The organism is Streptomyces sp. PKA51 (genome assembly GCF_057552455.1).
In genome coordinates, this window is sequence record NZ_BAAJPZ010000002.1 from 221,626 (window position 1) to 234,740 (window position 13,115).

At 74.4% G+C, this 13,115-nt stretch carries 11 protein-coding genes; 4 read left to right on the top strand and 7 right to left on the bottom strand.

Features of this window, described 5'->3' with window-relative positions:
* Window positions 1–3: 3 nt before the first annotated feature.
* The 3 genes from AC27L3_RS03420 to AC27L3_RS03430 form a co-directional block, all read right to left on the bottom strand.
* Complete coding sequence (locus AC27L3_RS03420) at window positions 4–2,073, bottom strand: SpoIIE family protein phosphatase (protein WP_487232490.1); 2,070 nt, start codon at window positions 2,071–2,073, stop codon at window positions 4–6.
* Between the two features lie 146 nt (window positions 2,074–2,219).
* A complete protein-coding gene (locus tag AC27L3_RS03425) occupies window positions 2,220–2,711 on the bottom strand; it encodes an ATP-binding protein (RefSeq protein WP_487232491.1) in 492 nt (163 codons plus the stop codon).
* Window positions 2,712–2,945: 234 nt separating this feature from the next.
* Window positions 2,946–3,602: a DUF4360 domain-containing protein gene (locus tag AC27L3_RS03430; RefSeq protein ID WP_487232492.1), complete on the bottom strand. Its 657-nt coding sequence runs from the start codon at window positions 3,600–3,602 to the stop codon at window positions 2,946–2,948.
* A gap of 565 nt (window positions 3,603–4,167) precedes the next feature.
* Here AC27L3_RS03430 and AC27L3_RS03435 point away from each other — a divergent pair.
* A complete protein-coding gene (locus tag AC27L3_RS03435) occupies window positions 4,168–4,524 on the top strand; it encodes a helix-turn-helix domain-containing protein (protein WP_487232493.1) in 357 nt (118 codons plus the stop codon).
* 86 nt (window positions 4,525–4,610) lie between these two features.
* On the opposite strand, the gene AC27L3_RS03440 is transcribed toward AC27L3_RS03435, so the two are convergent.
* Together AC27L3_RS03440 and AC27L3_RS03445 are read right to left on the bottom strand one after the other, a co-directional pair.
* Entirely contained in the window at window positions 4,611–5,483 is an 873-nt protein-coding gene (locus tag AC27L3_RS03440) for a hypothetical protein (protein ID WP_487232494.1), read from the bottom strand.
* 215 nt (window positions 5,484–5,698) lie between these two features.
* Complete coding sequence (locus AC27L3_RS03445; protein WP_487232495.1) at window positions 5,699–6,271, bottom strand: NADPH-dependent FMN reductase; 573 nt, start codon at window positions 6,269–6,271, stop codon at window positions 5,699–5,701.
* A gap of 210 nt (window positions 6,272–6,481) precedes the next feature.
* Between AC27L3_RS03445 and AC27L3_RS03450 the strand changes: the two genes are divergently transcribed.
* Window positions 6,482–7,318 (top strand): alpha/beta hydrolase family protein, encoded by an 837-nt coding sequence (locus AC27L3_RS03450; protein ID WP_487232496.1) that lies wholly within the window; start codon window positions 6,482–6,484, stop codon window positions 7,316–7,318.
* Here the strand turns inward: AC27L3_RS03450 and AC27L3_RS03455 are convergent.
* Window positions 7,304–8,260 (bottom strand): LysR family transcriptional regulator, encoded by a 957-nt coding sequence (locus AC27L3_RS03455; RefSeq protein ID WP_344436253.1) that lies wholly within the window; start codon window positions 8,258–8,260, stop codon window positions 7,304–7,306. The two genes, AC27L3_RS03450 and AC27L3_RS03455, sit on opposite strands and share 15 nt — an antisense overlap.
* Before the next feature lie 111 nt (window positions 8,261–8,371).
* Between AC27L3_RS03455 and AC27L3_RS03460 the strand changes: the two genes are divergently transcribed.
* Complete coding sequence (locus tag AC27L3_RS03460) at window positions 8,372–9,343, top strand: L-tyrosine/L-tryptophan isonitrile synthase family protein (RefSeq protein WP_487232497.1); 972 nt, start codon at window positions 8,372–8,374, stop codon at window positions 9,341–9,343.
* A 37-nt stretch (window positions 9,344–9,380) separates the two neighbouring features.
* Complete coding sequence (locus tag AC27L3_RS03465; RefSeq protein ID WP_487232498.1) at window positions 9,381–10,244, top strand: TauD/TfdA dioxygenase family protein; 864 nt, start codon at window positions 9,381–9,383, stop codon at window positions 10,242–10,244.
* Window positions 10,245–10,268: 24 nt separating this feature from the next.
* Here the strand turns inward: AC27L3_RS03465 and AC27L3_RS03470 are convergent, their stop codons facing one another.
* The gene (locus tag AC27L3_RS03470) at window positions 10,269–12,983 is read right to left on the bottom strand and encodes a SpoIIE family protein phosphatase (protein ID WP_487232499.1); all 2,715 of its coding nucleotides are present in this window, start codon (window positions 12,981–12,983) and stop codon (window positions 10,269–10,271) included.
* Between the last annotated feature and the right edge of the window lie 132 nt (window positions 12,984–13,115).

Consider the following 13,115-nt stretch of genomic DNA (forward strand, 5'->3'; position numbering starts at 1 on the left):
GGCTCAGCCCTGCGCCGGGCGTACCCGGGCGACGAGGAGGGCGACGTCGTCCTGGGCGTCGTCCTCGCGGAGCTCGGCGAGCAGCAGGTCGCAGGTGGCCTCCAGGTCCTCGGGGGCGTCGGCGAGGAGGTCGGCCAGGACGTGCAGGCGGTCGTCGATGGCCTCGTCGCGGGTCTCCACCAGGCCGTCGGTGTAGAGCACCAGGCGGTCGCCGGGGGCGAGGGGGACCTCGACGGTCTCGAAGGGCACGCCGCCCACGCCCAGCGGGGCGCCGGTGGGCAGCTCCAGCAGCTCGGGGTGCCGGCCGGGGTGGACGATCACCGGGGGCAGGTGGCCGGCGTTGGCGACGCGGAAGCAGGAGCGGCCGAGGTTGAAGACCGCGTAGACGCAGGTGGCGATCGTCTGGTCCAGACCACTGGCGGTGCGGTCGAGGTGGTGCAGCACCTGGGCGGGGTCCAGGCCCAGCCCGGTGAGGGTGCGGGCGGCCGTGCGCAGCTGTCCCATGGCCGCGGCGGCGGTGATGCCGCTGCCCATGACGTCGCCGACGACCAGGGCGCTCTCGGTGCCGCCCTGGGCGATCACGTCGAACCAGTCGCCGCCGACCTGGCCGGCCGATCCGGCGGGCTGGTAGCGGTAGGCGACCTCCAGGCCGACCAGGTCCGTCGGCCGCTGGGGCAGCAGGCTGCGCTGGAGGGTCAGGGCGGTGGCGCGCTCGCGCTGGTACCAGCGGGCGTTGTCGATGCACACCGCCGCCCGGGCGGCGAGCTCGCCGGCGAGCACCACGTCGTCCTCGTCGAAGGGCTCGGGGTTGCGGGTGCGCTTGAGGTCCAGGGCGCCGAGCACCTCGCCGCGGGCGATGAGCGGCACGGCCATGTACGAGTGCAGCCCGGCGCGGCCCAGCAGCTCGGCGGCCTGCTCGTCGCGGGCGATGCGGGGCAGGTCCTCGGCGGTGACGCGGGGCAGGTGCACGGGCCGGGCGGTGCGCACGCACCGGGTGACCAGCCGGTCGGCGTCGTACTGGGCGATCTCCCCCGGCGGGTCGGCGGCGCGGACGGCGTCCTCGGCGTCGGAGGCGGCGACGGCCAGGGCCCGGAAGACGGCCGTGCCGGGGTCGTCGGCGTGTGCGGTGCCCGGCTGCAGGGCGGTGTCGAGGACGTCGACGGCGGCCACGTCGGCCAGGCTCGGCACGACGACCTCGGCCAGTTCGCGGGCGGTCTGGTCGAGGTCCAAGGTGGTGCCGATCAGGACGGAGGCGTCGGCGATCAGGGCGAGCCGGCGCCGTGCCTCGTCGGCCGCCCGCTGGCGGTCGGTGACGTCGACGACGGAGGCCGCGAGGCCCAGCGGGCGGCCCGCGGGGTCGTCCAGGCGGTAGAAGGAGACCAGGCGGGTGCGGATGCCGAGGGCGGGGTCGGCCACGGGCCCCTGGTGGAACATGTCGAGCATCGGGGTGCCCGTCGCCAGGACCCTGCGCATGTTCGCCTCGACCTCCTTGGTGTCGAGGAAGGGCATGGCCTCGGTCACGGTGCGGCCGATGTGCGACCGGGCGGGCAGGCCCTGCATCTGTTCGAGGGCCGGGTTGACCAGGACGAAGCGCAGCTCGGTGTCGAGGACGGCCAGGCCGATCGGGGACTGGTCCACCAGCCGCAGCGACAGGGCCAGGTCGCGCTCGACGTCGCGCAGGACGGCCCGGTCGGTGGCGATGCCCAGGGCGTAGACGCCGCCGTCCTTGTCCTCCAGGCGCATGTTGCGGAACTCCAGCAGGCGTCTGCTGCCGTCCTTGCACCGCACGGGGAAGGTGCCGGCCCAGATGCCGCCGCCGCTCATCACCTTCACGAAGAGGTCGAGCACCTCGGCGACGTGCTCCTCGTCGACCATGAGCCGGGCCGCGTACTGCCCCAGCGCCTCGGCCGGCGTCCAGCCGAAGAGGTCCTCCGCCTGGGGGCTCCACAGGGTGATCCGGCCGTCCCGGTCGAGGACGACCGCGGCCACGCCGAGCACGTCGAGCAGGCCGCCGGGCTCGTACGGGCTGGCCGCCCGGTCCGTATCCCGCCGGAATGCGTCGGTGGTGCCCATGCGAGGTCTTCCTTCCGCCCGCTCGGGGTGGTGCGGCGGCCTCGTGCCGGTGCGCCCGGCCGGCTCTTCGGATTCCTTCCTCGCCGTCGTGCCGCAACGCCTTCCATGTTCTCTCCGAAACCGCCCGGCGCGCAGCCCGCGGGCGGCTAGCCGGTGGGTGCGGCGCCCGGGAGGGGAAGGGTGAACCACACGGTCTTGCCGCCGGCGCTGGCGTGGTGGCCCCACGCGGCGGCGATCTGCTCGACGAGCCACATGCCGCGCCCGCCCTCGCTGTCGGGGCCGGCCTCGGAGCACAGCGGCAGGCAGCCGCCGGCGTCGGTGACCTGGGTGAGCAGGTGGCGGGGGGTGCGGCCGATGACCAGCCGGACGTCGCCGCAGCCGGGGGGCACGTGCACGATGGCGTTGGTGACCAGCTCGGACAGCAGCAGGGCGGCGTCGGCGGCCAGCTCGGTCAGGCCCCATTCGGCCAGCAGGCGGTTGCTGAAGCGGCGGGCGGCCGCCACGGAGCCGGGGACGGGGGGCAGGGCGAGGGCCGCGGAGGGCGGGGTGCGGTGGACGGGCCAGGAGGCGGCGGGGTCGTGCAGGCACCAGGGGGCTGCGCGGTCCGGCCGGCCGACGAGTCCCCGAGGGGCGGTCACCGGCTCGGGACTCACGGTGTCGCGGCTGAAAGCAGGCATCGGGCTCTGGGGCGGTCGAGGGGCGGAATCCCCCAACAGTCGCTCGGTTTCCGCCACAGGTCTATACCCTACGGGTGACCTTGTGGTGACGCAGAGCGATAGGGGCAGGTGGGGCGGGTGGTTTTCGCCGCAAAGTCGCTGTGAGCGAGGACACGTGCCCGGGCGCGGGGGTCGGACCCGCGCCCGGGCGGGCCCTCAGGAGGATCTGGGGCATTCCTTCCAGGCCAGGTGGTAGATCGTGTTGATGCTGCCGTCGGTGGAGTCCATGGTCATGAAGCTGGTGGTCTTCGAGGGGTCGGAGGTGCCGGCGTTGACCCGCAGCTCGGTGTTGATGTTGAAGTTGCGCAGTTCGCCGCAGGGCGCCCAGACCAGCGAGGCGATGGGCACGGCGTCGGTGGCCTGCCAGTTGTCGGCGTACGCGCCGCGGAAGGTGTGGCTGCTCGGGGTCGTCACGGGCGACCCCTGGAAGTAGTACGAGGCCTTCTCCACGCCGTAGGCGCCGCCCTGGAGCTGGGCGTAGCCGCGGTAGTCGGCGCTGGCGATGGCGTAGGTGAAGCCCTGGGGGACGTGCACGTTCAGGCTGAGCTGGCAGTTCTTGCGGAAGTCGGTGGGCTTGGAGCCCACGCCGACCTGGGCGAGGTAGTCGCTGTAGGTCACGGTGAAGGCCGTGTTGTCGGGCGAGACCGCGACGGCGGCGGTCCCGGCCGGGCAGCCCGAGCCGTTGACGGTGGCGACCTCGATGACGATCTTGTCCGGCGGCGGGTTGGTGATGACCGAGGACGGGGCGTTCGTCGACAGCGGCGTCGCCAGTAACGCGGCGATCGCGCCGGCGGTGAGCAGGCCGGTGGGCATGGTGCTCCAATCGGTTGTCCACGGGTCCCGCACGGGACCCGTGGGAGGGACGAATTCCGGTCTGCCGCCCGTGCGTGCGCGAAGGCTCCCCCGAGCGGTGGGGGCGGGCGGCGGGACCTGGTGCGATGCGGGCTGCGGGACGAAGCGGCGGCCGGTGGCGCCCTGCGTGCGGCCGGCCCGGGCGACGGTGCGTCACACCCAAACGAAGCCATGCGCATGACAATCCAACGGCCCTCCCGGGCCCGTGGGACTCGGAGCGCTCCGCATGGTAGGGGCGGGGCCGGGGGTTGAGAAGACTCCTCGTCACCGGCGCATGCGCCCCGGCGCGACGCCGCCGCCGGGGTGAATTCCCGGGATCTGGCCGAAAGTTGTCGTCAACCTCTTATGCCCAGGTCACCGGCCGAGGAAGGGGATCCTCCCCATGAGGACGGCGCGTTCTTCGTCCCGCATCCGGCTTTTAGCCAGGGCTAAAGGTGGCATGCTGCATCCAGGGACATCCTCAGGGCGCGCGCCCACCGGCCCGTCAGGGGCGCGCGACAGCGACGGCGGACGGGTGGGGGCGGTCATGGCCTGGCGGAAGAGCACCGAGAGCGGTCACGCGGCACAGGAGGCGGGGGCCCTGCTGGCCCGCCGCACCACGGCATCGCTGGCCGGGCTGCTGGCCGAACGCGAGATGACCCGCAAGGACCTGGCCGACCGCATGGGCGTCTCCCCCGGCCGCGTCAGCCAGATCCTCTCCGGCGACGAGAACCTCACCCTGCGCTCGCTCGCCGCCGTCGCCGAATCCCTGGACGCGAGAGTCGAGATCACCTTCCTGGACGCCGCCCCGCGGCCGGCCGACGGCCCGGCCGGGGAACCCCCGGCGCAGCACACCCCGCAGCCGTCCCCGGCACTCCCCTACGCCCGCTCCCCCCACCGCTGAGCGCCCCGTAGGGGCGCGGGGCTGTGCCGATCTGCGGCTGCCGCCGCGTGGGCGCGACCGGCCGGCGACGGCCCGCAGTCGACGCGCTACCTCTGGACCCCGTCTGCGGCCGCGTCGTGGCTTGTCGCGCAGTTCCCCGCGCCCCTACGGGGCGCGCTTGCCCCGGCGGGCGGCCGCGGGCCGGGGCGGCTCTCCTGCCCCTCCGGCTCCGGCAAGTAGCGCTGCTTGAGCGCCTCCAGCCGGGCGGCTCCGTCGCGCTTGCCGTGCGCGTGCTCGAGCTCCAGCAGGAACCACAGGTACTGCTCGGCCTCGCCGAACGCCCGCCGCACCTGCCGCAGCTCCTCGCGGTGCGGCCCGCGGCCCTGCTGCTGGCAGGCCTTCTCCACCTTCGTCTCCAAGGTGATCCACTTCTGGGCCGCGCCCCGCACGTCCTGGTACCGCTGGTTGATCTCCCGCCTGAGGTGGGTGCGGGCCCGGCCGGTGCGCCCGGGCACGTCCACCCGCAGCAGCAGGTGCCGGCGGACGTCGCCGGCGAAGGCGTCGAGGTCCCAGCAGTCGCGGAAGCCGGTGGCCAGGCGCTCGCACCAGGCGGCGCGGTCGGCGCGCAGCCGCAGCGCGAGCTGGTGCAGCAGCAGGGAGTTGCCGAGGGTCAGCACGGCCAGGGCGGCGCGGCTGCCGTTCTGCTCGCCGCGGCCGCGCGGCAGGACGCCCCATCCGGTGACGGCGCCGACGGCCAGCGGCGGCACGCTGGAGGCGTGCGGCAGCAGCAGCCCGCTGGCCAGCGCGGCCATGCCGGAGGTCCACAGCACCACGCACAGGGCCAGCGCGGAGGAGCGGGCGGTGCCCAGCAGCCGGCCCTCCTCGCGGAAACGGGCGACCAGGCAGACCCAGGTGACGGGGGCGCAGACGGCGGCGGGCAACAACCACTCGGAGATGACGGTCGCCCGGTCCAGTGCCACTTCGTCTCCCCGTACCCTCGCGCATGCCGCCGGATCGCGCCGCGCGCACGGCTCGTGCTCCGGCGCGGCGACCGGACGATCGTCCCACCGCGCCGGTTACGGCGTGCGACGAACCGGTCAAGCTCTGGGGCCGACCGCAAGGATCGCGCCATCCCGCACGACGGCCGGTCCGCGCCCGGGGGGCACGGACCGGCCGGTCGCGGGCGGGTGGGGCGTCACGCGGCCCGGTCGGCGCGCACCTTCTCGACCAGGGCGGTGACGACGCCGGTGAGCGCGGCGCGCAGCTCCTCGGCCACGGGCAGGCCGTCCTCGCCGAGGGCCTCGTGGGCCCGGGCGACGCACAGTTCCTCGCCGACGACCTCGACACCGGAGTTGGTGAGAACCTTGCGCAGTTCGGCCTGGGACCACTTGGCGCCGAAGGCGCTGGGGCTCGCGCCGATGACGGCCGCCGTGCGGCCGCCCAGGGCGGAGGCGCCGTAGGGGCGGGAGGCCCAGTCGAGGGCGTTCTTGAGCTGACCCGGCACGGAGGAGTTGTATTCGGGGGTGGCGAACAGCAGGGCGTCGGCGGACTCGATGGCCGCGCGCAGCTCGCGGACGCCGGCGCCGGGTTCGGCCTCGTGGTCCTCGTTGAACGGCTGGACGGCGGCCAGGCCGTCCCAGATCTCCACCTTGGCGTCGGTACCGGCCAGCGCGGCGGCGGCGCGCAGGACGGCGGTGTTCACGGACGCGGCCCGCAGGCTTCCGGATATCGCGAGGATGCGGACGGGTTCGGTGGCAAGGGCGTTCATGTGGTCACGTCTCCTTGAAGAGAAGTAAGGAAGAAGGAACAAGCGAACAAAAAGCCGTGCAGATCCGGAAGGTAGCAGCTGGGCCGCCTCGCCCCGTCCCCAATTGGCCGCGGTTGCCTCCCGCTTGCGGGGCTTACCGTCGCGCCGGGGCGATGCGACGATGGCCGGGTCCGTGCTCGACTCGCTGCCGTACGACGGGGATGGTGCGCCATGGGCCGGGACGTGCTCACCAGGCCGGCACCACCACCGCCGTGCACCGAGCGCTACGGCAGGCACGGGGAACACGTGGTGGAGGTGTGGCCGGCGCCGCGGGCGCGGGCACCGGTGGTCCTGGTGGTGCACGGGGGGTTCTGGCGGGCCGCGTACGACCGCCGGCACCTGCGGCCCATGGCGCACGCGCTGGCCGCGCGCGGCTACATGGTGGTGGTGCCGGAGTACCGCCGTACCGGCGCGGGCGGCGGCTGGCCCGGCACGTTCGACGACATCGCGGCCGCCACGGACGCGGTGGGGCCCCTGGCCCGGCGCTACGACGCCGATCCCGCCCGGCAGGTGTGGGCCGGGCACTCGGCCGGCGGCCACCTGGTGCTGTGGGCCGCCGCCCGGCACCGGCTGCCCGCCCGCTCGCGCTGGCACCGGCCCCCGGCCGGCGCCGGCGTGCTGTGCCTGGCGGGCTGTACGTCGCTGGGGCTGGCCGCCCTGTGGGACCTCGACGGCGGCGCGGTGCGGGCCCTGCTGGGCGGCGCGCCCGCACGGGTGCCGCAGCGCTACGCCCTGGCCGACCCCGGGTGGCTGCTGCCGGCCGGGGTGCGGGCGAGGCTGCTGCACGGCACCGCGGACGCGCAGGTCCCGCTCGCGATGAGCCGGGCGTACGCGGCCCGGGCGCGGCGGCTGGGCGACGCGGTGACGCTGGAGGAGCTGCCCGGCGCCGACCACTTCGCGCCGATCGACCCGCGCTCGCGGGCCTGGCCGAGGGTGCTGGCCGCCGTGGCGGAGCTCGCCGACACCGGGGCCCGGGCCGGGCCCGGCGTGCGGTCAGCGGACGACTGACGGGTTCTCGGCCAGCCAGTCGAGGTAGTGCGGGCTGCGTCGCACGGCGGCGGCGTAGACGCGGTCGGCCCGGGCGGCGACGGCGGGGGCGTGGTCGCCGAGCGCGCCGCGCCGGTGCCACAGCAGGAGGTGGCGGATGCGCAGGGGGGTGCCCGCGAGCGGGCGGGGCACGACGCCGGGCGTCCCGCGGAAGGTGGCCTGTCCCAGGCCCACGGCCTGGCCGTCGGCGATGAGTTCGCGGGCGGCGCCGGCCTCGGCGTCGTGCCGGACAGCCGGGGTGAAGCCCGCTCGGGCGCAGGCCTCGCTGAAGACCTCGAAGAGCCCGTTGCCCTGGTTGGCGGGCAGCGTCCAGTCGGCGTCGGCGAGGTCGGCGAGGTCGACGACGGGGCGGGCGGCCAGCGGGTGGGTGGCGGGCAGCAGGACGAAGGCGGGTTCGACGGCGACGGTCACCCGGCCGAGGTCGGCGGGGAGTTCGGCTCCGGGGCGCAGGAACTCGGTGCCGGTGGCGAGGTCCTGCTGGCCGCTGGCCACCAGTGCGGCCGCGGTGGCCAGGCTCGCCTCGGTGCGCAGGGTGGGCCGGGAGCCGGGGAAGAGGTCCTGCAACTCGCGTACCAGGCCGACCGCGAGCGGGCCGGGCGTGGCGACGTAGCGCAGGGGCCGGCGGCCGCTGGTGGAGCCGGCGTGCAGCGCGGACTCGCGTTGGATCGCCTCGATGCCGGGCAGCACCGAGCGGGCCCGGGCGAGCACGAACTCCCCCAGCGCGGTGGGGGCGGCGCCCTGCCGCGAGCGGACGAACAGCGCGCCGCCCAGGAGGCGTTCGATGCGCCGGATCTGTGCGGCCAGGCTCGGTTGGGAGACGCCCAGTGCGGCGGCCGCCCGGGTGATGCTGCCGGCCTCGGCTATCGCGCAGACCACTTTGAGATGGCGAACTTCCAGGTCCATAACCGCATCCTATGGATCAATGGGATTACTTGAAAGTTCCAGCTCTTGACAGGATGGCAGGTCACTGCACCGCACCGGAAGACTGCACCACTTCGGAAGGATGACGACACGATGGACGACTCCGACGTCCGACGCACCGCACAGCGCGTCATGGAGCTGGTGCTGCGGCACCAGCGCACGGCGTCGGCGCACGACGCGCGCCCGCCGGCCGGCGGCTCCTGCCCCGCCTGCCGCGACGCCCACCTGCCGCAGGTGGAGCGGTACGTGGCCGCCGGCGAGCCCGTACTCTTCGTGCTGCCCGCCTTCCCCGGCAAGTCCCCGAACACCGCCAAGGTGCTCGGCGCCCTGCCCGACACCGCCGAGCGCCTCGCGCTTGAGTTCCTCGCCGGGCTGACCCGGCGCATCCGCGAGGTGTACGCGCCGGGTGCGCGGATCCTCATCTGCTCCGACGGCCGGGTCTTCGGCGACGTCGTCGGCATCCCCGACGCGGACATCACCGCCTACCAGCAGGAGATGCGGCACCTGATCGACGCCCTGCCGCAGCCCGCCGGGATCGACCTGTTCAACCTGGAGGACATCCCCGAGCTGGCCGGGCTCGGCCACGACCGGATGCGCGAGGTGCTGTGCGAGCAGTACGCCGAGCCGCTGGAGCAGCTGCGCGAGCGGGTGCGCGCCGGCGAGGAGGTCGCCCTGTACCGGGCGATGACCCGCTTCCTGTTCGAGGACGCCAACACCCCCCAGTACACCGGCAGCCGCGCCGCCCTCCAGCGCGACGCCCGCACCCGGGCGTACGCGGTCATGCAGCGCAGCAAGGCGTGGGGCGACCTGCTCGGCGACCGCTTCCCCGGCGCCGTGCGGCTGTCGATCCACCCGCACCCGTGCGGCGCGGAGAAACTCGGCATCCACCTGGTGGACACCCCCGACAACTGGCTCACCCCTTGGCACAGCGTGGCGCTGCGCACGAGCGACGGCGGCTATGTCCTGATGAAGCGTCAGGAGGCGGAGGAGCTGGGCGCCGAACCGGTGCTCGTGGACGGCCGGCCCGCCCACTACGCGCTGCCCGCCGCCGTCGCCGCCGCCTGAGCGGACACCCGCCCCCTCCCCGACCCGAGGACATCCCATGACCACTGCCGCAGCCGGCGAACGGATCGCCGGCCACCCGCTCGTCCCCCTGGAGCCGTTCGGCGTCCGCATCGACGCCGCGACGCCGGACGCCCGCGTCACCGACCTGCCCGTGGAGCGGCTGCGCGAGCTGGCCCGCGCCCACCACCTGCTGCTCCTGCGCGGCTTCGCCGGCCCGCGCGACGCCGACGAGCTCACCGAGTACTGCACCCGGTGGGGCGAGATCGGCATGTGGCCCTACGGGCCCGTGCTCGAACTGGTCGAGCACGAGCAGCCCGTCGACCACATATTCGACCACCGGTACGTGCCGCTGCACTGGGACGGCATGTACCGCGAGGAGATCGCCGAGTTCCAGATCTTCCACTGCGTCACCGCCCCCGGCGAGCACGAGGGCGGGCGCACCACCTTCTCCCAGACCGAGGCCGTCCTGCGCACGGCCGACCCGGCGCACCGCCGGCTGTGGGAGCAGGTCACCGGCCGCTACAGCCGGGACGCCTCGCAGTACGCCGGCGAGTGCCTGTCCCCCGTCGTCACCACCTCCCCCGCCGGCCACGCGGTCATCCGCTACAACGAGCCCGTGCCTCCGGGCGAGACGTTCCTGAACCGCCCCGAGCTGCGGTTCTCCGGCGTGCCCGAGGAGCAGCTGGCGGAATTCCACCGCACCCTGCAGGCGGCCCTGCACGACCCGCGCCACCTGTACGCGCACGCCTGGCGCACCGGCGACGTCGTGGTCGCCGACAACTACACGCTGCTGCACGGCCGGGAGGCCTTCGCCAGCCGCTCCCCGCGCCATCTGCGGCGCGTGCACGTCCTCGGCGACCCGCCGCTGCGCAACGACGCCCTGGTGACCTCGCGGGGCTGATCCCCCCTTTCGGCGCCCCGCCCGTCAGAACACGTCCAGCAGGTCGATGCCCGCCAGGCCGGCGCCGGTCAGGGACTGCTCCGACCAGATGACCTTGCCGCCCGGCACGTACCGGGTGCCCCACCTGTCGGCCAGCTGGGCGACGAGGAACAGGCCCCGGCCGCCCTCGTCCTCCTCGGCGGCGTAGCGCAGGTGGGGCGAGGTGCTGCTGGTGTCGGAGACCTCGCAGATCAGGGTGCGGTCGTGCAGCAGGCGTACCCTGATCGGCCCCGAGGCGTGCCGGATCGCATTGGTGATCAGCTCGCTGAGGATCAGCTCCGTGGTGAAGGACAGCTCCTCCAGGTCCCACTGCGCCAGCTGCCGGGTGACGTCCGCACGGGCACGGCCGACCACCGCCGGGTCGGCCGGCAGCTCCCACTCGGCGACGTCCTCGGGGGCGATCAGGTGCGTACGGGCCACCAGCAGGGCGATGTCGTCGGTCTGCCGGTCCGGCAGCAGGGCGCCCAGGACGGCCTCGCAGGTGTCCTGCGGGCTGCGGTCCGCCACGGCCAGGGTGCTGGTGAGGATGCGCAGGCCCGTGTCGATGTCGCGGCGGCGGTCCTCGATCAGGCCGTCCGTGTACAGCACCAGGCTGCTGCCCTCCGGCAGGTGCATCTCGGCCGCCTCGAAGGGCAGACCGCCCAGGCCCAGCGGGGGCCCCGCCGGCATCTCCGGGAACTCCACCGTGCCGTCGGGATGCACCAGCGCGGGCAGCGGATGACCGGCCCGGGCCAGGGAGCACATGCCGTTCGAGGGGTCGTAGATGGCCACCAGGCAGGTGGCACCGGCCACCGCGGAATCGCCGTCGCCCTCGTCCGCCTCCTGGTCCATCCGGGTGACCAGCTCGTCGAGGTGGCCCAGCAGCTCGTCCGGCGGGATGTCCAGGGCGGAGAAGTTCTGCACGGCCGTGCGCAGCCGGCCCATCGTCGCCGCCGCATGCAGGCCGTGGCCGACCACGTCGCCGACGACCAGGGCGACCCGGGCCCCCGGCAGCGGGATGACGTCGAACCAGTCGCCGCCCACCCCCGCCTGGGCCGGCAGATAGCGGTAGGCGACGTCGAGGGCGTTCTGCTCCGGCAGGGCGCGCGGCAGCAGACTGTGCTGCAAGGTGACGGCCATGGCGTGCTCGCGCGTGTAGCGGCGGGCGTTGTCGATGCACACCGCCGCCCGGGCCGCCAGCTCCTCGGCCAGGGACAGATCGTCCTCCTCGAAGGGCCCGCTCTCGCGGCCCCGCCAGAAATTGGCGATGCCCATCAGCACCCCGCGGGCCTTGAGCGGCACGGTGATCAGCGACTGCAGACCGAAGTCCAGCACCGCCTGGGTGCGCTCCTGGTCCTGGGTGCGCCAGCCCTCCGACGTCCGCAGATCGCCCACCAGGACGGGACTGCCGCTGACGAACCCCGTCGCCTGCGGAGTCGGCCCGGCGAACGTGACGAGCTGGCCGGCCTTGTACAGCGGCGGATTGCGGGTGACCCCGCCGAGCGCCACCCGGCGCACCACCGCCTCGTCCCCGCGCACCGCCCCGCTCGGCTCCTCGCCCCGCAGGACCGGCTCGGCGAGATCGACGGTGACGTAATCGGCGAAGCCCGGCACCGCCACCTCCGTCAGCTCCTCCGCCGTGCGCTGCACGTCCAGCGTGGTGCCGATGCCCACGCTCGCGTCGTACAGCAGCCGCAGCCGGCTGCGGGCCACCTCCGCGCGCCCGGCCAGCGCCCGCAGCTCCGTGGAGTCCCGCAGGGTCGCCACACTGCCGGGCGGGCCGCCACCGCGGTCCGTGGGCCGGTTGTTGACCGCCAGCAGCCGGTCACCGACCGGCAGCACCTCGTCGCTGGCCACTCGCCGCGACTGCAGCAGTTCCGCCATCCGGGGGTCCAGCCCCAGCGAACCCACGGCCCGGCCCTCGACGTCCTCCGGCAGATCCAGCAGGCGCCGTGCCTCGTCGTTGGCCAGCACCACCCGGCCGTCGCCGCCGACGATGACCACGCCCTCGCGCACGGCGTGCAGAACCGCATCGTGGTGGTCGTACATCCGGGTCATCTCGGCCGGCCCCAGACCACGCGTCTGGCGCCGCAACCGCCGCGACACCAGGGCCGTACCGGCCGTGGCCAGCACCAGGGCGGCCGCGCCCGCCCCGATGACCAGCGGCAATTGCTGGTCGACGGCACTGCTGACGGAGGCCACCTTCAACCCCGACGACACCATGCCCACGACCCGGCCACTGTCCGTGACCGGAACGACGACCTGCAGCTCCTCGCCCAACGGCCCGTTGACCCGCTCGACGGTCGTATGACCGCTGAGCGACGGCGCGATCGTGCCGACGAAACGCTTGCCGATCAGCTTCGGGTCCGGGTGGGTGTAGCGGATGCCCTGCCGGTTCATCACCACGATGAAGTCCACGCCACCCTGCCGCGCCGCATCCAACGACAACGGCTGCAGCACGGCACTCGGATCCGGCCCGCGCAACGTCTGCACCATGCCGGGGCCGTGGGCGAACGCCTCGGCAGCGGCGAGCGAGCGGTCGCGCGCCGCCTGGAATCTGTCGCTCCGCGCCTGGATCAGCAAGGTGACCGCCGCGGCGACGACGAGCAGAAGCACGATCAGCACCTGCAGCACGAACATCTGACCAGCGACACTGCGGGTGCCCGCCACGGCGAACCAGCGGCCCGAGGGCCTCCAGGTGCGGCCCCGGATTCGGGCCATACCCCATGTCTACCCCGGCCACCGACGCCACGCGAACGATACGGCGCGGGCCGGGGCCTTCGGGCGGGCGGCAGCGGGGGCCCTGCCGGGCCCGGGCGGTTGGCCCGCAGGGCGTGTCCGGCGGCGCTTTCG

Bases quoted from the DNA above. Each gene is read 5' to 3' on its own strand.
- AC27L3_RS03420 (WP_487232490.1), bottom strand. From the start codon at position 2,073: ATGGGCACCACCGACGCATTCCGGCGGGATACGGACCGGGCGGCCAGC.
- AC27L3_RS03430 (WP_487232492.1), bottom strand. From the start codon at position 3,602: ATGCCCACCGGCCTGCTCACCGCCGGCGCGATCGCCGCGTTACTGGCG.
- AC27L3_RS03435 (WP_487232493.1), top strand. From the start codon at position 4,168: ATGGCCTGGCGGAAGAGCACCGAGAGCGGTCACGCGGCACAGGAGGCG.
- AC27L3_RS03445 (WP_487232495.1), bottom strand. From the start codon at position 6,271: ATGAACGCCCTTGCCACCGAACCCGTCCGCATCCTCGCGATATCCGGA.
- AC27L3_RS03450 (WP_487232496.1), top strand. From the start codon at position 6,482: ATGGGCCGGGACGTGCTCACCAGGCCGGCACCACCACCGCCGTGCACC.
- AC27L3_RS03455 (WP_344436253.1), bottom strand. From the start codon at position 8,260: ATGGACCTGGAAGTTCGCCATCTCAAAGTGGTCTGCGCGATAGCCGAG.
- AC27L3_RS03460 (WP_487232497.1), top strand. From the start codon at position 8,372: ATGGACGACTCCGACGTCCGACGCACCGCACAGCGCGTCATGGAGCTG.
- AC27L3_RS03465 (WP_487232498.1), top strand. From the start codon at position 9,381: ATGACCACTGCCGCAGCCGGCGAACGGATCGCCGGCCACCCGCTCGTC.
- AC27L3_RS03470 (WP_487232499.1), bottom strand. From the start codon at position 12,983: ATGGCCCGAATCCGGGGCCGCACCTGGAGGCCCTCGGGCCGCTGGTTC.